A 23,522-nucleotide genomic window follows, 5' to 3' on the forward strand; every position below is an offset into this window, starting at 1 on the left:
AGCGGACCTTGCCAAGAGCGGGCAGGGCTTTTAGATCAGCACGCGCTTAGTCGCTCGCACCCACCAACTGCTGCAATTCGCCAGATTCGTACATTTCCATCATGATATCTGAGCCGCCGACAAATTCGCCGTTGACATACAGCTGGGGAATCGTGGGCCAGTGGCTGTAGTCCTTGATGCCTTGACGAACGGCATCGTCTTCAAGCACGTTGAACGTGGTCAGACCCTGGGGGGTGACTCCGCAGGCTTTCAAGATCTGGATGGCGCGACCAGAAAAGCCGCACATGGGAAAACTCGCGTTGCCCTTCATGAACAAGACGACCTGGTTACTTTTGACCAATTGATCGATGCGTTGCTGTGTATCGTCGCTCATGGCGAAATTCCTAGTTGGATGCAATGGCCTAATTATCGTAGAAGCTGCGCAAAGATGTCGTTGCCCGATTTTTCTTGGGGTGAACCGATAGCCGCGTTGTGGAAAACGGTGTGCGTACAGCGCCCTTTTCTGGTTCCCCGTGGTGCTTGAGCGGCGTCCTACGCGCCTTGGGGCGCCTCTGCAGAACCCCTCGTGGCGCCGGATCGTCGGCCTCGGGCGGTCTGCGGGGTCGATTTTCTTGCCAATAGCGGAGCTATTGGCAAGAAAATCGCCTTGCATCCCATAGCTGGCCGCCAGACCCGATTCACCGCCAACGCTTCCCGATCGGTTTGTGCAGAGCGGCCCTGGGTCTATTTGAGTGCGCTAAAAACAAGCTTGAAATGAAAAAAGGTGCTCAAGGCACCTTTTTTTGTTGAGTGACGTAAATCGCTCAGGCAATCACGAATTTCGCGCGGTCCTGACCGTCAATCCATTTTGGAGCCTTGCCACGGCCAGTCCATGTTTGGCCGGTAGCTGGGTCGCGGTATTTAGGGGCTACTTTGCCAGTAGGGCCGGAAGCTTTGCTGGCGCGGCGACCAGAGGGGAAAATGTCATTGGCGGTGAGGTTATATTCACCAACCAGTGTGCGGACGCGTTGAACAGCGTCAGAAATCTCGGCCTTGCGAGCTTCTTCGATACGTGATGCCAGTTCTTCCTGTTGTTTCAGAAGTTCTTTGTAAGTTGCCATGATTCGAAGGTGTGTGATATTAGGGTCCCATTAATATATCACTTTAGCGAGAGGTAAGTGCGCTTTGTGAAAGTAATCGGTAAACCCATGTCGTTGAAGAAAACGTGCAAGCCCTGCAATGTTCCTGGAAACGGCAGTTCATTGCTTGAGAGTTTGAAAAAATAGGCGCGAATACAGGCTTTGCGCGCTTCGCCCCAATTTCACTTGTCTGGCCGGAGCGCTACGCTCCCGATCAAACCGCCTTCAAAAGTGTTGGTGGCATTGCTCTGCCATGCAAGGGCTAGACGGAGCCAAAGGCCAGGGTGTAGCTGAGCGTGTTGACGCTTCCCAGAAGCATACAGGCGCCACTGAGCCTGCAGGGCTCCTGTTTGCCAGACGGATAGCCTGGCACGTCCGTTCGCCTTGCCAGCTCGCTAGATGCCAGCCGGCTCGGGCACGTTCAAGAGCCGTCCCAGGACGATTCAGCGAAGGAGCGGTTTCGCCAAGGTATCGCGTGCTTTGTCCTCAAATTGTTTTGCGAAATCTATTCGCAAAACACATTTTTAAACATATTGTTTTCAGTTCTTAATCAAATGACTGGGTGTCGCGAGGATTTTCTCGATACGCCGGCCTTCAAGTTCGGTCACCTCGAATATCCAGCCGGCACATTCGATCTTTTCACCAACAGTAGGCAAATGCCCGGCCACTGAGAGCAGCAGCCCGGCGAGTGTGTTGTAACGGCCTTTGTCTTCCTGCGGCAAATCCTTGATGTCCAGGCGCGCCTTCAATTCCCCGACCGGCATCAATCCGTCGAGAATCCATGAGCCGTCTGCACCGGGAATAGCCCAGGCATCCATGTGAGCATTCGGTTTCAATTCACCCGTAATGGCTTCGAGCAAATCCCTCGGCGTCATCATTCCTTGAACCACGCCATATTCATCTACCACTAAGGCCAAACGTCCCGAATTGGAACGCAGTTGCTCCAGCATTTCCATGACGCTCAGAGTTTCTGGCAGAAATGCAGCCGGTGCCGCGTGATTTTGGAGCAAATCGTTCTCTTGGCGACTCAGTTCCAAAAGTCGTGCGACGCTGATAAGCCCCACAACATCGTCAAGGCCATCGTGGCAAACGGGGTACCACGAATGCGCCCCTTTCTCACCGCGCCCAGCGACATAATCCAGTGCTTCAGTGACGCTTTGGCTCGCATCCAGCCATTCGATATCGCTTCTAGGCACCATCAATGAGGTCAGTGGCCGGTCATCAAGGTGAAATACGTTTCTCACCATTTGATGTTCGTGTTCTTCGATCAGACCCGCATCTACGCCTTCTTCCAGGCTTGCTGAAATTTCCTCCGTGGTCATGCTGCGTTCCTGCGTGTTGTCGATTCGCAGGAGTTTCAAAGTGAGGTGGGTGCAGAGCGACAACAGTTTCACAAATGGTTTGGCACCCGTGGCCAACCAACGCATGGGTTGTGAGACCCAGCGCGCGACCGTTTCCGGATATAACTGGCCTATGCGCTTAGGGACCAATTCACCGAATATGATGGTCGTGAAGGTGATGATGGTCACGACCAAGGCAGTGGCGATCACTGATGCAGCTGAGGTGCTGACGCCCATGGTCTCTACCCACGCCGCCACGGGGCCGCTGAAAGCCGCTTCACCTACGATCCCGTTGAGCATGCCGATGGAGGTGATACCAACCTGAACGGTTGAGAGGAACTGAGTGGGGTTGTCGAGAAGCTTGAGCGCTGCAGCCGCGCCCGCATCGCCACTTTCTGCCATCGCCGTTAGCCGGGCTTTGCGGCTCGACGCAAGAGCCAGTTCGGACATGGCGAACACGCCGTTAAGCAGCGTGAGGAAGGCAATCAGCAGAAAATTCATATAAACCGGGATCCTCCCCGGTGGGAAATTGACACCATGGCACTCTACATGATTGGTGACGTACAGGGATGCGATGCCGCACTTGGCCGTTTATTGGATGAAATTGCTTTCTCTCCCAGCCGCGATCGAATCGTGTTGCTGGGCGATCTGGTTAACCGCGGTCCGGTCTCGCTTGGGGTGCTGCACCGCCTGATGGCATTGGGCGATGCCGCGCATTGCTTGCTAGGTAACCATGATCTGCATCTGCTGGCCGTGGCCAACGGCGTGCGCAAGCTTCATAAGGGCGACACCGTGGCCGACATCCTGCAATCACCCCAGCGTGATGCGCTGCTGGACTGGCTGCGATCACGCCCTCTGGCATGGCGCGAGCATGGTGTGTTGATGGTGCATGCCGGTGTGTTGCCGCAATGGAGCGCCGATCAGGTGCTCGCGCTTGCGGGAGAGGTTGAGGCCGTGCTGCGTGGGGATGATTGGGGGGCGTTCATGCACCAGATGTACGGCAATCAACCCAATCAATGGCATGACGAATTGCAAGGCGCTGATCGCCTGCGGGTGATTGTCAACGCGCTCACGCGGCTGCGTTATTGCACGCCGGATGGCCGCATGGAGTTCGAAACCAAAGCGGGAGGCGCGCAGGACGCACCTCCGGGCCATCTGCCCTGGTTCGACATCCCGAACCGCAAAACGGCGAACGACGTGGTCGCCTTTGGCCATTGGTCCACGCTGGGTTGGGTGAATCGGCCGGACATCCTGTCACTGGACACGGGCTGCGTTTGGGGCGGCTGCTTGAGCGCGGTGCGCTTGGGACGCGGAGCGCAGGAGCGCGAGCTGATTCAGGTGCGCTGCGAGCAAGCGCGGGTACCGGGCGCACGGGTATGAGTGCAGGTGTAGGTCAGTCTCCTGCCGGCATGAAGCGCTTGGCGCTGGGCTTGCTGGTAGCCGCTGCGGCCCTGTACATGCTGGCCACCTGGCAAACGCCGCACCACTCGGCCTGGGGCTATGTGGCGGCCTTTGCCGAGGCCGCGATGGTGGGCGCGATCGCCGATTGGTTTGCCGTGGTGGCGCTGTTTCGGCACCCCATGGGGCTCCCCATTCCCCACACTGCCATCATCCCGGAGAACAAGGACCGCATAGGCGAGAACCTGGCTAACTTTCTTTGCGAGCATTTTCTCGCGACGGATCAGGTACTGGCGCGCTTGCGAGAGTTCGACGCCGCGGGGCGTGTGGCCACCTGGCTTTCCGCGCCGGCCAACGCGGAGCGCGTGAGTGAGCGGCTTGTGGAGGTGGTTCGCTGGACCGTGGGCGCGCTGGATGATGAGCACGTTCGCCAGTTCGTGGCGGAACTGGCCAAAGGAGGGCTGCGCCAGATCGAGCTCACGCGTGTTTCGGGACAGGTGTTTGAAGCCATGACGCAGGATAGGCGCCATCAGGAACTGCTGGATGGCGTGCTGCTGCAATTGGCCAAGCTGCTGGGAGAGGATGTCGTTCAGGAGAGCATCACCGAGGCCATAGCGCGCGAGATCAAAGCGCTTAAATACGTGGGTCTCGATCAGATGGCCGCCCGCATGGCGACTCGCAAAGTGGTGGTGATCATCGCCAAGACCATCATCGACATGGCGGATGATCCTCAGCACAGTATGCGATTGCGTTTCGATGAGATGGTCACCGGCTTTGTGCAGCGCCTGAAGGACGATCCCTCTTTGCTGGAACGAGGCGAACGGCTCAAGGCCGAGTTGCTGGACAACCCGGCCGTGGGCTCCTACGTGAACCAGTTGTGGACGCAATTGCTCGGTTGGCTGGTATCCGATATTGGGCGAGCTGATTCATCGATCCGTGCACGCATTACTCAGGCTGCGCAGACACTCGGCGAAAGGCTTGCTGGCGACGAAGCTATCCGCAGCTGGATCAACGGCGAGCTGCAGACGGCTGCGCCGCAACTCATAGCGCGCTACCGCGAGGATATCCGTCGCTACATCGTTGCCCGCGTGCAGGCCTGGGACGCTAAGGAAATGACTTCTGAGCTGGAGCATCATATTGGGCGCGATCTCCAGTTTATCCGCATCAATGGTACGTTGGTGGGGGGGGTGGTCGGGCTGGTGATCCACGCCCTGACGAATTTATGGAAGGCAGGGTGAGGGGAGATTTCTGCGAGCGCAAATGAAATTGGGCGCCAGTCAAGAATGTGAGTAACTTCTTGAAGACATGTCTTTCAAGGTCTTCAATTTATCTTTTCACGGCACGGAAAAGACGAACCATTCGAGGGCCGAGCGAAGCAATGGCCCGAATGGGTATCCCACCCCTTTAGGCCGTGCCGAGGAGCGCAGTGCAAGGGGCGGGCAAGAGCACTGAAAGATGCTCTTGCTTCGTGAACTAGCTTGCGGCAGCTGTTTGAACGTAGAGAGCGAAGCGAAAGAAGAGAGTTCTGCCGCACCGCATCTTGACTGAGCACCGGAGGGTGCCCGGAGCGCAGCGTAGGGACACGGACTTGGGGTCGCCTTTTTTGTGCATACTATTTTTGGGCCGGCCATCCGGTGGCGACGCAAAAAATAGTATGTGCGCCGCCGGGCGCAATTCCCGGCCTCCGACTTCGATACAAGCGCAGAAGGTAATTAGCAACCACAGCGCTCAATCAACCGCCGCTTGCCCTCACCCCAGCCCTCTCCCAGAGGGAGAGGGAGTGAAGCCCGCCGCTCCGGCGTCCCCAGTGGGAGAGGAGGCCCGCAATCTAAGAAGACGTCTCACTAGCCTTAAACAAGGCCGCAATCTTACGTTTAGGCTTGATATTCGCCGAAATCCCCGACCGCGCAGGCCGTGCAGCCGATTCCCAGGTCGCAGGCTGCTCCTGGGCTTCGCTAGGTGACTCATAAGGCCGGTCAAAAAACGGATCGGCAGGTGGTGCCGAGGGCGTGAACGAACGGCGTTCATTGCCGCCCCTGCGTTCGCGAGGCGCCTCTCCCTCTTCCTGCCATGCTCGCCGACCATCATTGAAGCGGCCGCGTGGTTTTTCCTCTTCGAACGCGATGTGCTCGAGCTCAATTTTTTTCTTGAGCAGCTTTTCCAGATCACCCATCAAGCGGCTATCGGACTTGGTGACCATGGTCACGGCCAGCCCGGAAGCACCTGCTCGGCCAGTGCGGCCGATACGGTGAACATAGTCTTCGGCGTTGAAGGGGACGTCGAAGTTAAATACGGCCGGGACATCCTTGATGTCCAAACCGCGCGCGGCGACATCAGTAGCTACCAGCAGATCGACTTCGCCGGCCTTGAAGGCGGCCAGTGCTTTCAGGCGTTCGTCCTGGGTCTTGTCGCCATGCAGCGCAGTAGTCTTCAGTCCTTCGCGCTCCAGCGTACGGGCAAGTCGAGCGCAACCGAGTTTGCTGTTGACGAAAACAAAGGCCTGGCGCACGCCACGGTCTTTCAGCACCTGGTGCAACGCACGGCGTTTGTCTTCATCTGAGACCAGGTAGAAATGTTGCTCTACCGTTGAGGCAGTTTCATTCGGGCGTGCGACCTCGATCGTGACCGGATCTTGCAGATAGCTGCCGGCCAGCCGTTTGATCTCAGGGGAGAACGTGGCCGAAAACAGCAGGGTGATGCGTTCTTTGGGCAAATAGCTCAAGATGCGCTGCAGATCGGGCAGAAAACCGATGTCGAGCATGCGGTCGGCTTCATCCAGAACCACGTACTCAACTTGGCTCAGCACGGCCGTCTTGGCTTCGATATGGTCCAGGAGCCGACCAGGCGTGGCCACCAGGACCTCCACACCTTTTTTCAGCTCGGCCGTTTGCGGCTTCATGTCCATACCGCCGAACACGACCGCGCTGCGGAGTTGGGTGTATTTGGCGTATTGCTTGATTTGGCCGGCCACCTGATCGGCCAGCTCGCGCGTGGGCAGAAGCACCAGGGCGCGTACAGGGTGGCGGGCGGGCGAGGTGCTGGCGTTTTCGTGCTTGAGCATGCGCTGAAGCAGAGGCAGCGAGAAAGCGGCGGTTTTACCTGTGCCGGTTTGTGCGGCGCCCATGACGTCGCGGCCTTCGAGGACCACCGGAATCGCTTCAGCCTGGATGGGCGTCAGGGTTTCGTAGCCCATTTCGGCCACGGCGCGCTTCAAGGGTTCAGCTAGCGAGAGATTGGAGTATGAGTTGCTCATTAACCCAGCATTATCCCCCTTTGACGCGTGAACACCGTCTTAAGACGTGTTCACCGCCTTTTTTGAGGCCCTGAAGAACTCAGGAACCCGTTCTGATTGCCCAGCGGGCTCTAGATGAGTGCGAACTCAAAGTGCCTGGGTATTGAAGGTGTCGCAGGCTTGCACGTTGCCGGTCTTCAGGCCGGTGGTGAACCAACGCTGGCGTTGGGCACTGGAGCCGTGAGTGAAGCTATCGGGGCGCACTGTACCGGTTTGCTGGCGCTGAATGGCATCATCACCAATACGGGCTGCCGCGTTCATCGCTGATTCAATATCGCCTTGTTCCAGCCAATTTTTGGCTTGCTGCGATTTATTGGCCCAGATGCCCGCAAAGCAGTCGGCCTGCAACTCCACCCGCACACTGAGCGCGTTTTGCTGAGACTGGCTGGTTCGCCCTCTCATCGCATCTACTTTCTGCGTGATTCCCAGCAAGGTCTGTACATGGTGGGCCACCTCGTGTGCAATCACATAGGCCTGAGCGAAGTCGCCTGGAGCGCCCAGCTGGCGGCTAAGCGTGTCGAAGAAATTCATGTCCAGGTAGACTTTTTGGTCACCGGGGCAATAAAACGGTCCCATGGCCGCCTGACCTGTGCCGCAAGCCGTGGGCGTGACCCCGCGATAGAGCACCAGACGAGGCGCTCGATACTGTGCACCGCCATCGCGGAAGACTTGAGCCCACGCGTCCTCGGTGGACGCCAGCACGGTGGAGACAAAGGCCGCTTTGGTATCTCCAGCGGGTGGTTTTTGTGCCGGCCCCTGCTGTTGTACCTGCGCGGGCTGGCCCCCGCCACCAAGCACACCTATCGTGGTCAGTGGGTTGATGCCGAATACACCCCAGGCGATCAAGGCGATCACGATGGTGCCAATACCGATCGACTTTCCGCCAAAGCCAAACCCTCCACCGCCGCCACCGCCGCTCCCAGAGCGTCGGTCTTCTACGTTGTCCGACTGCCGATTGCCTTCCCATCTCATGGGTGAACTCCTCGCCAAAACGCGCTGATGCGCTAAATTACCCCAATGGTATCCCTAACCAAGCCCGCTGCGTCACGCTTGCATGCTGTTTCGCGGTCGGTGTTGCTGACTGGGTTCGATCCCTTTGGGGGCCATGCCCTCAATCCAAGCTGGCTACTCGCCCAGAACCTGCATGGCAGCCGCGTGGCGGGGCACCGCTTGGTGGCGGCGCAACTTCCCACCGTTTTCGGCCATTCGTTGGTGATGTTGCGTGCATTGGTTCGCCAGCATCGTCCGTCACTGGTGATCTGCCTGGGTTTGGCGGGGGAAAGCCGCGCGATATCCATTGAGCGTGTTGCGATCAACGTGGATGACGCCCGTATCACAGACAACGCTGGCTATCAGCCCATCGATGAGCCGGTGGTCGAAGGTGCGCCGGCAGCTTATTTCAGCAGCTTGCCCATCAAAGCCATGAGGGCGGCAATTAACGCCAAAGGTATTCCTGCCGAAATCTCACAGACAGCGGGTACCTTTGTCTGCAACCATGTGTTTTTTGGCCTGATGCATCTGCTGGCAACTGACCCCAGCTTGCAAGCCGTGCGAGGCGGCTTCGTTCACGTGCCGCCCTTGTCCGAAAGGGAGGGTACTGGCTTGCCCCTGGCTCAATTGGTTGAGGGTATTCGCACTGGTATCCATACCGCGCTGACGGCGGATACGGATATTCGTGAAGAAGGCGGAAGTCTCAGCTGAGGGGCTAAGGAACCTCTGCAAAACCCCTCGCGACGCCAGATCACTGCCCCCGGGCAGTCTGCTGCGTTGATTTTTTTGCCAATAGCACGCGGTATTGGCTGCAAAACTCGCCTTGCAGCCCATCCCGTGGCCAGCGCCCGGCATCTGCGATAGGTTTTGCAGAGGCTCCCTGGCTGATACCGAACTGCGTTAAACCTATAAACACCGTTCGGGCTGAGCTTGTCGAAGCCTTGCGCAGAACTTCGACCCGTCGAACTTACGCCAAGCTCAAGTCTTGGGAAGGGTAACGCCGACTTGGCCCTGGTACTTACCGCCGCGGTCCTTGTAGCTGGTTTCGCAGACGTCGTCGGGGTCGCTCTCGAAAAACAACACCTGCGCACATCCTTCACCCGCATAGATTTTGGCTGGGAGAGGGGTGGTGTTGGAAAACTCCAGCGTAACGTAGCCTTCCCACTCAGGTTCGAAGGGCGTAACGTTCACGATGATGCCGCAGCGGGCATAGGTGCTTTTGCCCAGGCAGATGGTCAGCACATTGCGTGGAATGCGGAAGTATTCCATCGTGCGGGCCAGAGCGAAGCTGTTGGGCGGAATGACGCAGACCGGGGCGTTGATGTCTACAAAGCTTCTTTCGTCGAAATTCTTGGGGTCCACCACAGTCGAATAGATGTTGGTGAATACCTTGAATTCGGGGGCACAGCGGATGTCGTAGCCATAGCTGGAAGTGCCGTAGCTGACGATCTTCTCGCCAGTGGGCGAGTGCCGTACTTGTCCGGGTTCGAAAGGCTCGATCATGCCGTGTTGCTCGGCCATGCGGCGGATCCATTTGTCGCTCTTGATGCTCATTGCGCGAGTCTGTCTGATGTGCTGGAAAGGCTTATTGTAGGAAGGGTGAGAGCTATCGCAGCGTAGCACCTTTCGGGATGCCTCGACGACCGAACGTTCTATCACCCAATCGGCAGTTAGAACGTGCGCAGAGTCTTTGAGCGAGGGCTATCAATGGACTTAGAACACGAGAATATCTTTACGCGCTGATGTAATTTGTTGCGAATTATGCGGAAAAGTTCACCTTTTAAGCCGTTGGGCACAGATACTGCTGATAACTTCAAGCTCATTGGAAGAACGCCATGTCCGCATTAAAAAATCTTTTGGCCACCGTTGCAATGGCTTCCTGCGCTCTGTCCGCACAGGCCCAGGTGACTACCAACTTGAGCTACAGCCTGGCGCTCACAGATGCTCCAATGTTCAACCGCTACTCCGGTGGTCAGCCTTGCGACATTGATAGCACGCCTATAGACAATCGATATCGCACCATGCCCATGACGGTGACAGCGACGGGCGCCTATAGTTTCAGCGATGTGAGCGGTTCGAACGGCACGATGGCCGTCTACTCTGGGCCTTTCAATCCCGCGTCCCTCGGAACCAACTGCGTGGCAAGTGTGGATGACGGCAGCACGCTAACTTTGGCCGCCGGAACATATACCCTGGTCATGACAAGCTTCGGCGGCGTCTCCCCTGGAGAAGGGGCGCCTGATATCCCCGGTAACTTTGCGTACAGGATCGAAGGACCTGCGGCCATCAGCTTGAACGTGCAACCAGTAAATCCAACACCAACCGTGACGGCCGTGCCCACACTTTCCGAATGGACTTTGCTGTTGCTGGCCATCTCCGCCGCAGGATTTGGAGCGAGCCGCTTACGCCGCGAGTCGTGAGGTCGTGGGGCTCGCCACAACTCCAGCTGTTGGCTGCGCCACTGATAGATCGTAGATACCTAGGCCTCCGGCGATAGTTCGCCTTGCCTCTGTTGAGCCTGAGTTGCTTTCATCTGCATCAGCAGGCAGTGCAGCATCTCGGTAGATAGCCCGTGCAGCACCAGCCGGTAGCCGGCACGCAGGGTGCTCATGGGGACCAGCGGGTGTTTGTTGTTGAGCAAAATCAGGTGTTCAGGGCTGTTCAAAATGGTGGCGCAGTAGATGCCGATGGTCTCATCCAGCTGCAAGGAGTTGGAGGCGCGCCAGAAATCGTTGTCGGTCAGAAAGAGCTGGTAGACCGGCGTAAAGATTTCAATGGCCGATTGCAGGTCTATGGCATTGAGCCGGCCGTTGGGCATATCGGCCAAGTGCAGCTCCGGCTGCTCCAGCATGCTGAAATCAACCTGATCAAGTGGCACGGGCGCGAGCGTGCTGCCGTTGGCCCGCAGCGCCGTGTTCAGGTTGATGATGAAGTTGTACAGGTTCAGGTCGTGCTTCAGGAACAGCTCTTCCTTCAGGTCATCGATGTCCATGGGCGTGAGCGGGCTGAGTTGCACCTTCACGCCGGAGTTCGCTGCAATGAAGGCCAGGATCTGCGAGCCCAGGTGGAAGTGCCGCATGATTAACCAGTTGGCTCGCGGAGACAGCGTGCGGCGCATGCCTCGCGCCAAAATACTGTGCAACGCGCGTGAGGCAGACCAGTTGCGTGGCAATGGGATTTTCAGCAGTTGGATCAGCACGATGCAGGTGCGTGCCAGCGGCCGGATGAGTGGCAGCAAATACTGGCGTGACCCTGAAGCAGCATCAGCCAACCATGCTCGCTTGACGCCGTCTTCGAGCGGCGTGCTCTGATCGAGATAGCTGGCCAGCCATGGGCTGGGGTCGCGGGGGTCGTGCGAGAGTTCCTTGGGGTCCAGGCTTGGGCTCACAATTTTTGTACCGTAAGGTCAGTCAAATGGATTCAAACTGCAGGGCGTAGAGCTGTGCGGTGTGGCGGGCAGTTTGCACGATCTTGTCGGCTGCGGACGGTTCGATCTCCAGAACCATTTTCACTGCCTGTAGCCAACGCTCCAGATGGTGCTCGTCATTGGCGCCATGGTAGGCCAGGAAGCGGAAGGCGCTGGCGGGGAGGTCGACTTGCGCGCGCAGCAGGGGCAGCAACGCCGGTACGATGCGCTGGCCAGTGCCTTCGATGATGTAGATGGCCCCCAGCAAACCCAGCGGATTGGGCGTGGCAGCCAGCCCGTGCAAGTAGGCGTTGAGTGCTTCGCCGCCGGGATTTCGTTTGAGCTGGTCTATGGGCATCTGACCACCCGCGGCCAGGTAGTCCTCATAAAGGATCTGAAAGTCGTTCTGCTCTTCGCCAGCATGTTGGCCGATCAAGGCGGCCAGCGGAATAAAACGGCTATCGAGCGAAGCCGCCCCTTCGCGCATCCACTTGCTGCCTTCACGCACCTGCGGCACCCAGTTGGCTGTCCAGCGCTGGTAGGCCTCGGTATTGAAGCGTCCGTGCACGAGTTGCTGCATCACGGGCGCGCGCCACACGCGGGAGCGATAGTCTTGCCAGGCGCTCGCCAGGGCAGTCAGCACAGGGCGAAGCACATCGCCGCCGCTGTCGGCCGCATGCGGTGCCGCAAAGGTTTCGGGCAAAAGCTGAGGGGGTGGGGCTACGGTGGCCTTGGGTGCAGAGGGTTTGGCAAGCGCGCCGTGTGCTGGCACCACCTCAAAGCACATGAAAGCCGCTGTCATGCGGCCAGACTCTGGAATGAAGCAGAGCACGGTGTCGCCGGCCTTGGGCGCACGGGTGGCGAACCACTCCGCCAGCATCACGAAGATGGAGGCCGCGCCCGTATTTCCGCGTGTGGAGAGATTGCTATACCAGCGTTCCTGCGGAATTCGCAAGCCCGCTTTTTCCAGCAGATCATCGATCACGGGGGCGAACTTGGCCGAGGAGTAGTGGCACAGAAAATGATCCACTTGGCCGGGAGCGATCCATCCTTCGTGCGCCAGCTTCACGTACTCGTGAATACCCACGTCAAATACGTGCGGCAGCAAACGGATGTCCTGACGCAAAGAGAGCGCGCCGGCGGCCTCAGCTTCGGCAGAGGTGGCGAAATCCAGGAACGATTTGGAGCGGTCATGTGTGAGGCCGAGCTGCATGCAGACCGGGTAATCACCCGAGAAGCTCTTCTGATGCGTCCATTTGAGTTGCAAAGCCAGCCCGCTGCTGCCAATCGCCGCCGGAGCATGGCTCACCAGGCAGGCGCCAGCGCCGTCTGAGAGCATCCAGCGCAGGAAGTGGGCGTCGAAGTCGATGTTGTAGCCTGACGGCCCGAAGCGCGAATGCTTGAAAAGGCGCGAGGGCAACTCCACCCCGACCGCCAGTGCTTGCGAGTGACTTCCCAGTTCCACGGCCTGTGCGGCAAACTCCAGTGCCGAAACGCCGGCGACGCAGATGCCTTGGGATGACAGCGTTTGCATGGGCGGAGCGCCTAGTTCGCCCTGGATCATGTTGGCGAAGCCTGGCATGAGCGCATCACCACCGGAGGAGCCCACGGCCAGCAAGGACACCGTGTCCAGCGCCGAGGAGGCGCTACTCAGGCAGGCGCGAATGGCCTGCGCCGCCAGATGTGCATGACTTTCCCGCGTTTCCCCGCCTGGATCAATGGCGTAGTGGCGTGTGTGGATGCCGTTTTCTGCCAGGATGCGCTGCTTGATACGTTGCGATGCGCGGTTGAGCGGCGCCACATAGGCGTCCATCTCGTCATTGCTGATGGGCTCTCCCGGCAGGTAATGGCCAAGGCCGGTGATATAGGCGCTTCGGTAGGCGGTGGGCAAGAAAGGTGCTCCTTGGAGAGATCAGGGGGTAGGCAGGCTCGGACGAGCTTGTTCGCCTTCTTTGTCGGTGGAGGTCATCAGCGTACGGCTGGCCATGCCCGGCCATACCATTCCCAGCGTGAGCGTGACCCAGAAATAGCGCAGCAATGAGGCTTCGATCAGGCTGGCGTGCAGTCGCTGGGCATAGAGCAGGTGATATTTGGGCAACTCGCTCCAGTGGACCCTGGGGTGCAGATGATGAGCGGTGTGATAGCCAATGTTGAAGAACAGCCGATTCACGCCACCAGTGAAATTGCGCGCGAATTGCAGGCGAGAGCGACCGTCCGCATGAGCGTGTTGCAGGTAGTTGGCCCCTAGCAGCCAATGCAACGCCAATAACTGGGGCACCAGCACATAGAGGCCCCAGGCCACGGGATCAAGGGTGGCCAGCACCCCATGAAAACCCAGCACCCACAGCCACTGGCGCTGGTAGTAGCGGTGCACGGCGGGAGCGCGCGCCTTCAGGCGTGCGTGCCACTGGTGAATCAATGGCCACAGCACGCTGAGCGCCTGGGCCGGATGCAGCAAATAGCCGGCCAGGTGATTGGTATCGCCAAAACTGAAACGATAGGTGCGGGCTGCATCCAGCGGGCCATGGTGATACCGGTGGTGGTTGGCGTTGTGCGTGGCGTGGAACACATGGCTGGCATGGCCTGTGAACATGGACAGCACAGTATCTGTAACCCGGTTCAAACCGCGCTGGCGCCAGATGCGAAGGTGCATATGGTTGTGCTCGATCACCACCAGCGCCAGGCTTAGATAAACGAGCAGTGCGTAGGCTACGGCGTGCGCCCAGGCGCCCAGTTGTCCGCTATACAGCAGCGCCAGCAGCAGAGGCCACGCCAGAAGGTAGGCCAGGCTGACCATGTCCGCGCGATGACGAAGCGCTGAAGTTCGCAATCTCGCAGAGCTTGTTCCGAACGACTCAGGGGCGAGGTTCATTCTTTAGATCGGTTCGGAGCCAGCGATCCATGAAGGGGAGCATGAAGCCAAAGTTGCCCTTGTAGCGCACATGGTGCATGTGGTGCCGGCGTGCGCCGTTGAGCCACCAACGATCATGCGCCGCACCGGGCAGAAAGTCGTAATTGGAGTGCCCGATGTTGTTGAACAGGATGCTGATGACCGGCAGCATGAGCAACGAAGTGAGGCTGAAATGGTGCACCAGCATAGGTGGCACGATCACGCTACCCAACAAAGCAGCCTCCAGGGGGTGGAAGCTGAAGGTGGCCCAGGGTGTGGTGATCACCGAGCGGTGGTGATCTAGATGAAAGCGCTTTAGCCGATCGGTGTGCAGCAGGCGGTGGCAGAGGTAGAAATGCACCTCGTTCCACAGGGTAAGCACCACGATTTCTGCAACGATGCGGGCGCCGCTTGCGTCTTCGGCCACGCGAGACCAGCCCCATTTCAGTACCAGCCAGGGCGCGACCAGGCCAGTGCCAAAGATGAATATGGAGAGCGCTGATTGCCGCCATTCACGTGCCCTTTGGCCAGCGGGAAGGGGGCGCGGATCTAGCACTGATCCATGCTGTAAACGCGGCAATACATGCTTTGTGAGTGCCAAAGTCAACAAAGCGCCACCGAGGTACAACGCGCTGAAATAAAACAGACCGAACGCCATCACCTGGTAGAAGGCCAGGTTCACGAGGTCAGCATTGGTCAGGTCGAAAAACGGCACGGCAATATTAAAAGCGAGGGCTTGAAACGCTATTGTCATCGCAAGCGTGTGGCTTACGTTCGCGCGATGCTTGGGTATCAGCAGGTGCTACTGGCTGGGGCGTTGCAGGGTACGCGAGTTTTCTGGTCATCGTGCTCTGCTGGTGGCTCCGGCCCTGTGACTTATTGACCGTTCACCCTGACTTTGTCGAAGCGTTGCGCAAGGCTTCGAGCTTTCGACCTGCTCAGGACGCGCCCGAGCGGGTTTCAAGCTTCACAGGGTGGATTGAAGTTCACCCTGAGTTGGGCTGGGAGTGGCATGCGCCCCTTTGCATGCCACCCTCGTTTGCTTACTTCTGTTCGCCTGGCACTTTGCCTTCTACGCCTTTGACGTAGAACATGATGCCGCGCAAGAACTTATCGTCAGCTACCTGGTCTTTTGCCATCACCTCTTTGCCGGTGTTGTCGAGAATGGGGCCTTTCCAGATGTTGAAGCTGCCATCCTTCAGGCCGGCCTTGATGGTGTCCAGCTTGGCTTTGATGTTGTCAGGCACGTCGGCTGCCAGCGAGACCAGGTCCATGGCGCCATCTTTCACGCCATACCAGCTCTCACCAGTGGCCCATTTGCCATCCAACACTTCGCTCACGGTCTTGGTGTAGTACGGGGTCCAGTTGATGATGGCGGAGCCCAGGTGAGCTTTGGGGCCGTAGGCGGTCATATCGCTGTCCCAGCCGAAAGCGCGCTTACCCATGGATTCCGCGGTCTTGAGCACGGCGGGTGAGTCGGTGTTCTGGAACAGAACGTCAGCGCCACCGTTGATGAGCGAGGTGGCTGCTTCAGTTTCCTTGGGTGGGTTGTTCCAGTCGTTGACCCAGACCACCTTGGTTTTGATCTTGGGGTTGGTGGACTGGGCGCCCAGCGTGAAGCTGTTGATGTTGCGAAGCACTTCAGGAATTGGCACCGAACCGACCACGCCCAGTGTGTCGGATTTGGTCATGGCGCCAGCGACCACGCCCGCCAGATAGGCGCCCTCGTAGGTGCGGCTATCGTAGGTGCGCATGTTGGGCGCTGTCTTGTAGCCGGTGGCATGCTCGAACTTCACGTCTGGAGTGTCTTGCGCCACCTTCAGCGTGGGCTCCATGAAGCCAAAACTGGTGGTGAAAACGAGCTTGGAGCCTTGGCTCACCAAGTCGCGGACCACGCGCTCGGCATCCGGGCCTTCATGCACGTTTTCCACGAAGGTGGTGCTGATGCGATCACCGAATTCTTTCTCCAATGCCTTGCGGGCATTGTCATGGGCGAAAGTCCAGCCGCCATCGCCAACCGGGCCAACGTACACAAAGCCGATCTTCAGCGGCTCAGGTTTGGCAGGGGCCGGGGCGCTGGCCACTGCAGGCTCCGGAGCGGGCGCGGCGGCTGCTGGCGCTTCCTCTTTTTTGCCACACGCAGCCAGCGCGGCCGCAGCCAAGGCCGAGAGAGCGACGGCTTTGAATAGCGAGCGTTTTTTTAGATCGGTCATGGTTTCCTCGGATGCTTTGGAGGGAGTGGAAAAGCTAGCATTCTAGAAGTGCGGAGGCCGTAGTCCGAAAGTTCGGCAACAAGACTCGATTTCCAGTGAACAAAAATCTTGAAGGGGATATCTTGAAAACATCCTTGATGGTGGCGGCCGCCGTAATGGCTTTCAGCGTCAATGCCCTTGCGCAACCCCTGACTGCGTTCCCCGAAGGCGCTGAGGCGATAACCCCCGAGGTTCTTCGCGAAGCCTTGTCAGGAAAAGTGTTCGCTATTAAACCCGCTAATGGCCAGCCGTGGCGGTGGCGTTTTGATGCCAACGGTGATTTCTTGCTCAATATCGCTTCATACAGCAACGCCGGAAAGTGGAGCACGAAGGAGAGCAGCGTTTGCCAGGACTCGGGCAAAAACCCGGGATGCAATGAAATGAAGAAAAAGGACAACGTCCTTTATTTGAAGCGTGACAGCGGCGAGGTGGTGACCTTCCAGCCTCAGTAGTGGCTGGATTCGTAGATGTCAGGCGGATCGGTTCATGAGCAGCGTTGAGGCACTGCTTCAAGTACCTGGATAGAACGGCTTACCCAGCGATGCCGGCATATTGAGGCGAATCCACGTGGGATTTCGCGAAATTAGCGCCAAAACGACGATGGTGGCCACATAGGGCAGCATGGTCAGGAACTGGCTGGCGATGTGTACGCCCTGGCCTTGAAGGTGAAACTGCAGCATGGTCACGCCCCCAAACAGATAAGCGCCCAGCAACACGCGCCCTGGTCGCCATGTGGCAAAGGTGGTTAACGCGAGCGCGATCCAACCCTTACCGGCAACCATGCCTTCCACCCAGAGCGGCGTGTAAATTACCGACAAGTAGGCGCCAGCCAGCCCGCAAAGTGCGCCACCAAATACGACCGCTGCCAACCGGATGCGCCGTACCGGATAGCCTAGCGCGTGAGCCGAGGTGGGTGATTCACCTACCGAGCGCAAGACCAGACCAGCACGCGTGCGATAGAGAAACCAGACCATCCCGGCCGCCAGAAGCATCGCACCATAAACCAGGGGGTGCTGGCGGAACAAGGCGGGCCCTACGAAGGGCAGGTTTTCCAGGAACGGAATGGCAAAGCGAGGGCGCTCCGGCAGCTTGGCCTGTACATAGCCGATGCCGACGAACGCAGAAAATCCTACCCCGAAAAGGCTCAGGGCCAACCCCGTGGCGTATTGATTGGTGTTGAGCCAGATCACCAGTACGCCCAGAATGGCGGCGAGCAACGCACCAGCGCCCATGCCGGCCAGGAACCCAAGCCAATCACTGCCTGTATGCACCACCGCGGCGAAACCGGCAATGGCGGCGCAGAGCATCATGCCCTCCGCCCCGAGGTTGACGATGCCCGCTTTTTCGTTGATCAACAGGCCCAGGGAGGCAATGGCCAGCACAGTGCCTGCATTCAAAGACGCGGCGATAAGAAGGGCGTAACTTTCCATCAGGCTGACCTTCCCAGGCGGATACGGTAGTTGACCATGGTGTCACAGGCGAGCAGCATGAACAGCAGCAAGCCCTGGAATACGCCAGAGATTGATTTTGGCAGGCCCAACCGCGATTGCGCCAGCTCGCCACCTATATAGAACATGCTGAGCAAAATAGCCGACAGAACCATGCCAAGCGGGTGCAGTCGTCCCACAAAGGCGACGATGATGGCTGCGAAGCCGTATCCCGCCGGGATGTGAGGTGTGAGCTGGCCGACAGGACCCGCCACCTCAAGCGCTCCCGCAAGGCCCGCTGCGCCGCCAGAAATCAATAACGCCACCCACAAGGCCTTGCGGGAAGAAAAGCCGGCGTAGCGCGCGGCCGCCGGAGCAAGGCCCCCCACCTGTTGAGCGAAACCGCTGCGGGTACGAAACAAGTAAAGCCATAAAAACACCGCGCTGGCCAGTGCAATCAGCAAACCGATGCTGGCGCGGGAACCTGCCATCAGACGCGGCACGAGCGCGGCGCTGTCAAAGGTGCGCGTCTGCGGGAAGTTGTAGCCTGCAGGGTCTTTCCACGGGCCATAGACCAGAAAGCCCAGCAATTGGATGGCCACGTACACCAGCATCAGGCTGACGAGAATTTCACCCGCGTTGAACTTGTCGCGCAGGAATGCCGTGATGGCGGCCCAGGCCATACCGCCCAGAGTGCCGGCCAGCAATACGATCACGAAGATCCACCGTCCCGTGTCCTTGTCGGCCAGCAAGGCGGCGCCGCCCGCGGCAACGGCGCCAACGATGAACTGGCCTTCCGCGCCAATATTCCATATGTTGGAGCGAAAGCAAACGGCGAGCCCGAGCGCGATCAACAACAGCGGAGTCGCTTTCAGGCTCAGCTCGCCCAGCGCGTAAGCGGATTTGATGGGTTCCCAGAAGAAAACCTGCAGGCCTCTCAAAGGGTCTTTGCCCAGCGCAACGAAGAGCAGAACGCCGAGCAACACCGTGAGCGTGAGCGCAAGCAAGGGGGAGCCGTAGGTCCACCACCTGGAGGGGGTTGGCCGTGGTTCAAGCCGCAGCATGGTCGCTCTCCCGCTGCATCTGGTTCAGGCTCGACTGCACATCTTCGTGCCAGAGCCCGCTCATCCACTGACCTATTTTTTCCACCGTGGCTTCTCGCCTCGAGATGGCAGGCGAGAGCTGCCCTTTGGCGATCACATGCAGGCGATCGCAGATTTCGAAGAGTTCCTCCAACTCCTCGCTGACGACCAGCACTGCGCACCCTGAATCGCGCAAAGCGAGGAGCTCGCTGCGGATCTGGGAGGCCGCGCCCACATCAACCCCCCAGGTGGGTTGAGCCACGATGAGCAGGCGGGGCTTGGCGTCTATCTCGCGTCCCATGATGAATTTCTGCAGATTACCGCCTGAGAGGGAGCGAGCAGGTGCCTGTGGCCCGGCTGCTTTGACCTTGAAGCGTTCAATGATTCCTGTGGCCTGCTGAGTGAGCTCTCTTGTCCTCAACCAACCGAGCTTGCCCACCGATTCATGGCGAGTGAGCAGCAAGTTGTGCGCCAAAGGCAGCTCCGGTACGGCGCCACGGCCCAGCCGCTCTTCAGGCACGAAGTGCAGGCCAGACGCGCGCCGTTTGCCTGGCGACATCCTGGCTGCAGCCTGCCCGCACAGGGAGATGGCTGAAGCTGGGGCTCGCTGGTCTTCTCCCGAAAGCGCGAACATCAATTCACGCTGGCCGTTGCCTGATACGCCGGCAATGCCGACGATCTCACCCGCCCGGACGTCAAGTGACATATCGACCAAATCAGTTCCAAAGGGAGATTCACGTTTCAGATTCAGTCCCTGCACCTGCAACACGACTTCACCTGGAGTCCGTTCGTGGTGCTCCAACGCAGGGGGCTCAGCACCAATCATCATGCGGCTGAGGGATGCGTTGCTTTCCTGGCGCGGATCACATAGGCCCGTCACGCGGCCTCCGCGAATGACCGTGCAGGCTGTGCACAGTGCGCGGATCTCATGAAGCTTGTGGCTGATATAAAGAATGCTGCAGCCTTCGGCAGCCAACTGCCGCAAGGTGACGAAGAGCTTGTCGACTGCTTGAGGGGTCAGTACAGAGGTGGGTTCATCCAGAATCAGCAGGCGCGGGCGCGCCAGCAACGCGCGGATGATTTCCACTCGCTGCATCTCACCGACACCCAGCGTGTGCACAGGCCGCTGTGGATCGACCTCCAGCCCGTAAGCACTTGCCACTTCGGCAATGCGGCGGGACACATCGACCAGGGTCAGGCTCTTGTCCAATCCCAACCAGACATTTTCGGCCACGCTCAAGGTCTCAAACAGGCTGAAATGCTGGAACACCATGGAAATTCCCAGGGCCCGTGCTTCCTGAGGGTTGTGAATATGCACGGGCACGCCGTCGAACAAGACTTCACCCGCGTCCGGTTTGACCGAACCGTAGATGATTTTCATCAGCGTGCTCTTGCCCGCGCCGTTCTCGCCCAGCACGGCGTGGATTTCACCCGGCCGTACGGCGAGCGAAATGTCATCATTGGCCACCACCCCAGGGTAATGCTTGGTAATGCCGGAGAGCTGAAGTCGAAAAGGCGCGTCGGAGGTCATGTTGCGGTTCAATGTTCGTGATCAGCGTTGGCATTACCTCGCCAACTCCGGATCGCCTGGCCAATGGTTGCACGCTCGAACTCAGGATGCCAGCGGTAACGCAGCACGTGTTCAATCACGAAAAACCCCAGCAGAGATGCTGGGGAGACGGCGAGTGTAAAGAATCCCCACGCCTTCAAGCCTCCCAAGACGTAAATGGCGATTGAAAGCAATGCCATGACCAGGAAGTAAATCGCCCAGGAGCGCGTGAGTTTGCGGGTGTAGATCTCCATGGCAGGAGTCAAGGGATGCACACGCCGGGCCACGCCCGTGATGAGTGGCTGCGAACGAAGCGAAGCTGCGAACCAGAGGCAAAGAGTCAGATAAACAGTGGAATATTCGGCAACGTAGAACAGTTCCGCCCGTTCGGCATTGTGCTGATAGATGACATAAAGCCCCAACGGCAGGAGCACAGCCAACGCGGCGCCAAGGAGCCTGTGCTGACGCCAGGCCCAGGAACAGGCAAACAGGATGCAGGGCGCAAGAAAGCTCAGGATGGCCAGAGGTGAGCGCGGTTGGAACCATAGTACGCCTATACACCACACGGCATAGGCGATAGCCAGCGCTGTTCCGAAGCCGTGCATAGACGCGCGTCTGGCGCGAGCCTTTGGTGCGATGGCGGATATTTCGGAACCGAGGGACATCTGTCGATGATACTGGCGCATACCCACTTGAACTCGTTTCCGGCGGATCACTCCCGTGCGCCACTGGCGGTCACTGCATTTTTTATCCTTATTGAGTGTCCTGATGCTGAGTGCTTGTTCGACATGGAGTCCCCGGACCAAGAGCAATGCGGGAGAGACTGATGCAGGCGCGCCTGCCGACTTGAGCCCCAGAACCCGAGGCTGGTTTTACTCCTTCCCCCGCTGGGGGAAGGTTGGGAGGGGCCGGCCAACCGGTGGGGGCAAGCAGCGGTCGATTGAAGCGGTGCGGTTGTAAGTCCCTTCTGCTCTTGTATTGAGGTCGGAGGCCGGGATTGCCCCCGGCAGCGCAGTCCCTTTCTTTGCTCGCACAAAGCAAGGAACCAAAGAAATGCGACCCCAAGTCCGTGTCCCTGCGCTGCGCTCCGGGCACCCTCCGGTGCTCGGTCAAGGGGGCCGGCCATCCGGGGCGGTGCGGCAGAACTCACTTCTTTCGCTTCGCTCACTACGTTCAAACAGCTGCCGCAAGCTAGTTCTTGAAGCAAGAGCATCTTTCAGTGCTCTTGTCCGCCCCTTACCCTGCGCTCCTCGGCACGGCCTCAAGGGGTGGGAGCCATGCTCGGGCCATTGCTGCGCTCGGCCTTCGGGAGGTTAGTCTTTTCCTATCGGAAAAGAAAAAAATTTAAGACTTTGACAGAGCGGACTCTAGCAACACGTTCACGATCCGCGCAGGTTCATATATTCATCTCAACATGAAAAATCAGCGCGTTATCGGGGTTCTTGGGTAGGGTAGGGGGTGAGCGGCCCTCGAATCGTACGCCCCACCAAAACCAGCCCCCGGTTAATTCCTAGCCCCCAACCTGTCCCAACGCCTTCAATAATTTCTGTCCCCCACGCCCATCCGCCTTGTGCCCAAGCCGTTGCTGCTCGGCCTTAATGGCCTCCCGTGTCTTGGCGCCGATCATGCCGTCGGCACTCCCAATGTCGTGACCGCGTGCCAGCAACAAAGTTTGCAGCTCCCGGTTCTGCGCGCGGCTGAGTCCGGGGTCGTCAGTAGGCCACGGCGTTGCGAAGGCGGTGCCGGTTCCCGATCGCCCAACGAGATCAGAAAGGTGGGCGATGGCGAGCGCGTAGTTCTCGCTCGCGTTGTAGCTATAGAGCGCGTCGAAATTTCGTCCCACCAGAAACGCCGGGCCACCGCGCGCCGGAATCAACAAACCTGCGGTGCTCACACTGCCCGGCAGAGGCGAGCCGTCTACCAGTGTGAGCCCAGCCGCACGCCAATTACTGATGGGCTGCTTATTCTTGCGCCCCGCGCTGCTCGTATCGATGCCAGCGGGCAACCGGACTTCAAACCCCCAGGACTCGCCGCGCCGATAACCCGCGTTTTGCAGGAAGCGTGCAGTGGAGGCCAGGGCATCCGGTACGCTGTCTACGATGTCCCGGCGTCCGTCACCGTCGAAATCCACTGCGCTACGGAAAAACGTGCTGGGCATGAACTGCGTTTGCCCAAACGCACCCGCCCAGGATCCGGCCAGCTTCTCGGGCGCGATGTGGCCTTCTTGCAAGATCCGCAGGGCAGCGGCGAACTCTCCACGGAAATACGCTTGCCGGCGCCCGAAGCAGCTCAGTGTGGCCAGCGATTGAACCAGTGACCTGCCACCCAGGTTTTGGCCAAAGTTGCTCTCCACTCCCCACACACCAACCACTACATTGGCCGCCACGCCGGTCTGCTGCTCAATCTGTTGCAGTGTCTCGTTCCATTTGGCAAATCCCGCACGGCCCGCCGCGACCCGCTCATCGTCCACGAGCACGGCCAGGTAGTCCCAAACGGGCATGGTGAATTCCGGCTGCCGATTGAGTAGCACCAGCACGGACGGATCAGGAGCCAGGGCATCCGTGAAACGAGTGAAGGTGGCTGGCGTGATGGCTTTGAAGGCGGCTGTACCTCGCAGCTCATTCAAGCAAGTGCTGAATTCCGCGGGATCCAGCTTGGGAGGAAGGTCTTGCGCCAGGGCAGCCGGGGCCACGAAAGCAGCGAGTGAGAGGGCGGAAAGTGTCGTTCGGACGAGTCGGTTCATGTAAAAAATGATAGCGTAGAGGTGAGTGCCGGAGC

Annotated in this window: 21 protein-coding genes; 5 read left to right on the forward strand and 16 right to left on the reverse strand. The window is 58.9% G+C overall.

Annotation, left to right across the window (positions count from 1 at the left end; all coding sequences use genetic code 11):
• Positions 1 to 46: 46 nt before the first annotated feature.
• From grxD to G518_RS0116855, 3 genes are all read right to left on the reverse strand, one after another.
• Positions 47 to 373, reverse strand: coding sequence for a Grx4 family monothiol glutaredoxin (gene grxD / locus G518_RS0116845; protein WP_028603559.1), 327 nt, complete (start codon positions 371 to 373; stop codon positions 47 to 49).
• 430 nt (positions 374 to 803) lie between these two features.
• On the reverse strand, positions 804 to 1,100 hold the full coding sequence (locus G518_RS0116850) for an H-NS histone family protein (protein WP_028603560.1): 297 nt from the start codon (positions 1,098 to 1,100) through the stop codon (positions 804 to 806).
• 557 nt (positions 1,101 to 1,657) lie between these two features.
• Entirely contained in the window at positions 1,658 to 2,959 is a 1,302-nt protein-coding gene (locus G518_RS0116855; protein WP_028603561.1) for a hemolysin family protein, read from the reverse strand.
• 36 nt (positions 2,960 to 2,995) lie between these two features.
• On the opposite strand from G518_RS0116855, the gene G518_RS0116860 reads away from it, so the two are divergent.
• Both G518_RS0116860 and G518_RS0116865 read left to right on the forward strand, forming a co-directional pair.
• Entirely contained in the window at positions 2,996 to 3,838 is an 843-nt protein-coding gene (locus G518_RS0116860; protein ID WP_028603562.1) for a symmetrical bis(5'-nucleosyl)-tetraphosphatase, read from the forward strand.
• On the forward strand, positions 3,835 to 5,094 hold the full coding sequence (locus G518_RS0116865) for a DUF445 domain-containing protein (protein WP_028603563.1): 1,260 nt from the start codon (positions 3,835 to 3,837) through the stop codon (positions 5,092 to 5,094). The genes G518_RS0116860 and G518_RS0116865 overlap by 4 nt, the downstream gene beginning before the upstream one ends.
• Before the next feature lie 590 nt (positions 5,095 to 5,684).
• Here the strand turns inward: G518_RS0116865 and G518_RS0116870 are convergent.
• Complete coding sequence (locus tag G518_RS0116870; protein WP_028603564.1) at positions 5,685 to 7,109, reverse strand: DEAD/DEAH box helicase; 1,425 nt, start codon at positions 7,107 to 7,109, stop codon at positions 5,685 to 5,687.
• Positions 7,110 to 7,235: 126 nt separating this feature from the next.
• Complete coding sequence (gene ypfJ, locus G518_RS0116875; RefSeq protein WP_028603565.1) at positions 7,236 to 8,120, reverse strand: KPN_02809 family neutral zinc metallopeptidase; 885 nt, start codon at positions 8,118 to 8,120, stop codon at positions 7,236 to 7,238.
• A 45-nt stretch (positions 8,121 to 8,165) separates the two neighbouring features.
• On the opposite strand from ypfJ, the gene pcp reads away from it, so the two are divergent.
• Positions 8,166 to 8,849, forward strand: coding sequence for a pyroglutamyl-peptidase I (gene pcp, locus G518_RS0116880; RefSeq protein ID WP_051236886.1), 684 nt, complete (start codon positions 8,166 to 8,168; stop codon positions 8,847 to 8,849).
• A 267-nt stretch (positions 8,850 to 9,116) separates the two neighbouring features.
• On the opposite strand, the gene dcd is transcribed toward pcp, so the two are convergent.
• Positions 9,117 to 9,692, reverse strand: a complete 576-nt coding sequence (dcd, locus tag G518_RS0116885; protein WP_028603567.1) for a dCTP deaminase — start codon at positions 9,690 to 9,692, stop codon at positions 9,117 to 9,119.
• 281 nt (positions 9,693 to 9,973) lie between these two features.
• Between dcd and G518_RS0116890 the strand changes: the two genes are divergently transcribed.
• Positions 9,974 to 10,558 carry an IPTL-CTERM sorting domain-containing protein gene (locus G518_RS0116890; protein WP_028603568.1) on the forward strand — a complete coding sequence of 195 codons (585 nt, stop codon included), beginning with the start codon at positions 9,974 to 9,976 and terminating at the stop codon, positions 10,556 to 10,558.
• Between the two features lie 59 nt (positions 10,559 to 10,617).
• On the opposite strand, the gene G518_RS0116895 is transcribed toward G518_RS0116890, so the two are convergent.
• The 5 genes from G518_RS0116895 to G518_RS0116915 form a co-directional block, all read right to left on the reverse strand.
• On the reverse strand, positions 10,618 to 11,526 hold the full coding sequence (locus tag G518_RS0116895) for a DUF6999 family protein (RefSeq protein WP_245597988.1): 909 nt from the start codon (positions 11,524 to 11,526) through the stop codon (positions 10,618 to 10,620).
• A 22-nt stretch (positions 11,527 to 11,548) separates the two neighbouring features.
• Positions 11,549 to 13,435 carry a StlD/DarB family beta-ketosynthase gene (locus tag G518_RS0116900; RefSeq protein WP_028603570.1) on the reverse strand — a complete coding sequence of 629 codons (1,887 nt, stop codon included), beginning with the start codon at positions 13,433 to 13,435 and terminating at the stop codon, positions 11,549 to 11,551.
• Between the two features lie 21 nt (positions 13,436 to 13,456).
• Complete coding sequence (locus G518_RS35560; protein WP_051236888.1) at positions 13,457 to 14,416, reverse strand: fatty acid desaturase family protein; 960 nt, start codon at positions 14,414 to 14,416, stop codon at positions 13,457 to 13,459.
• Positions 14,400 to 15,188 (reverse strand): sterol desaturase family protein, encoded by a 789-nt coding sequence (locus tag G518_RS0116910; protein WP_084651909.1) that lies wholly within the window; start codon positions 15,186 to 15,188, stop codon positions 14,400 to 14,402. The genes G518_RS35560 and G518_RS0116910 overlap by 17 nt, the downstream gene beginning before the upstream one ends.
• 289 nt (positions 15,189 to 15,477) lie before the next feature.
• Positions 15,478 to 16,647: a BMP family ABC transporter substrate-binding protein gene (locus tag G518_RS0116915; protein ID WP_028603572.1), complete on the reverse strand. Its 1,170-nt coding sequence runs from the start codon at positions 16,645 to 16,647 to the stop codon at positions 15,478 to 15,480.
• 137 nt (positions 16,648 to 16,784) lie between these two features.
• On the opposite strand from G518_RS0116915, the gene G518_RS0116920 reads away from it, so the two are divergent.
• A complete protein-coding gene (locus G518_RS0116920) occupies positions 16,785 to 17,138 on the forward strand; it encodes a hypothetical protein (RefSeq protein ID WP_028603573.1) in 354 nt (117 codons plus the stop codon).
• 57 nt (positions 17,139 to 17,195) lie between these two features.
• Here G518_RS0116920 and G518_RS0116925 read toward each other — a convergent pair whose 3' ends face one another.
• From G518_RS0116925 to G518_RS0116945, 5 genes are all read right to left on the reverse strand, one after another.
• Positions 17,196 to 18,116: an ABC transporter permease gene (locus tag G518_RS0116925; protein ID WP_028603574.1), complete on the reverse strand. Its 921-nt coding sequence runs from the start codon at positions 18,114 to 18,116 to the stop codon at positions 17,196 to 17,198.
• Entirely contained in the window at positions 18,116 to 19,177 is a 1,062-nt protein-coding gene (locus G518_RS0116930) for an ABC transporter permease (RefSeq protein ID WP_028603575.1), read from the reverse strand. Before G518_RS0116930 ends, G518_RS0116925 begins: the two co-directional genes overlap by 1 nt.
• Positions 19,164 to 20,726 carry an ABC transporter ATP-binding protein gene (locus G518_RS0116935; protein ID WP_028603576.1) on the reverse strand — a complete coding sequence of 521 codons (1,563 nt, stop codon included), beginning with the start codon at positions 20,724 to 20,726 and terminating at the stop codon, positions 19,164 to 19,166. The genes G518_RS0116930 and G518_RS0116935 overlap by 14 nt, the downstream gene beginning before the upstream one ends.
• 8 nt (positions 20,727 to 20,734) lie before the next feature.
• Positions 20,735 to 21,409, reverse strand: coding sequence for a hypothetical protein (locus G518_RS35565; protein WP_156909430.1), 675 nt, complete (start codon positions 21,407 to 21,409; stop codon positions 20,735 to 20,737).
• Positions 21,410 to 22,254: 845 nt separating this feature from the next.
• Positions 22,255 to 23,487, reverse strand: a complete 1,233-nt coding sequence (locus G518_RS0116945) for a lytic murein transglycosylase (RefSeq protein WP_036595055.1) — start codon at positions 23,485 to 23,487, stop codon at positions 22,255 to 22,257.
• Positions 23,488 to 23,522 lie beyond the last annotated feature (35 nt).

The organism is Ottowia thiooxydans DSM 14619, from assembly GCF_000422885.1.
GTDB lineage: Bacteria > Pseudomonadota > Gammaproteobacteria > Burkholderiales > Burkholderiaceae_C > Ottowia > Ottowia thiooxydans.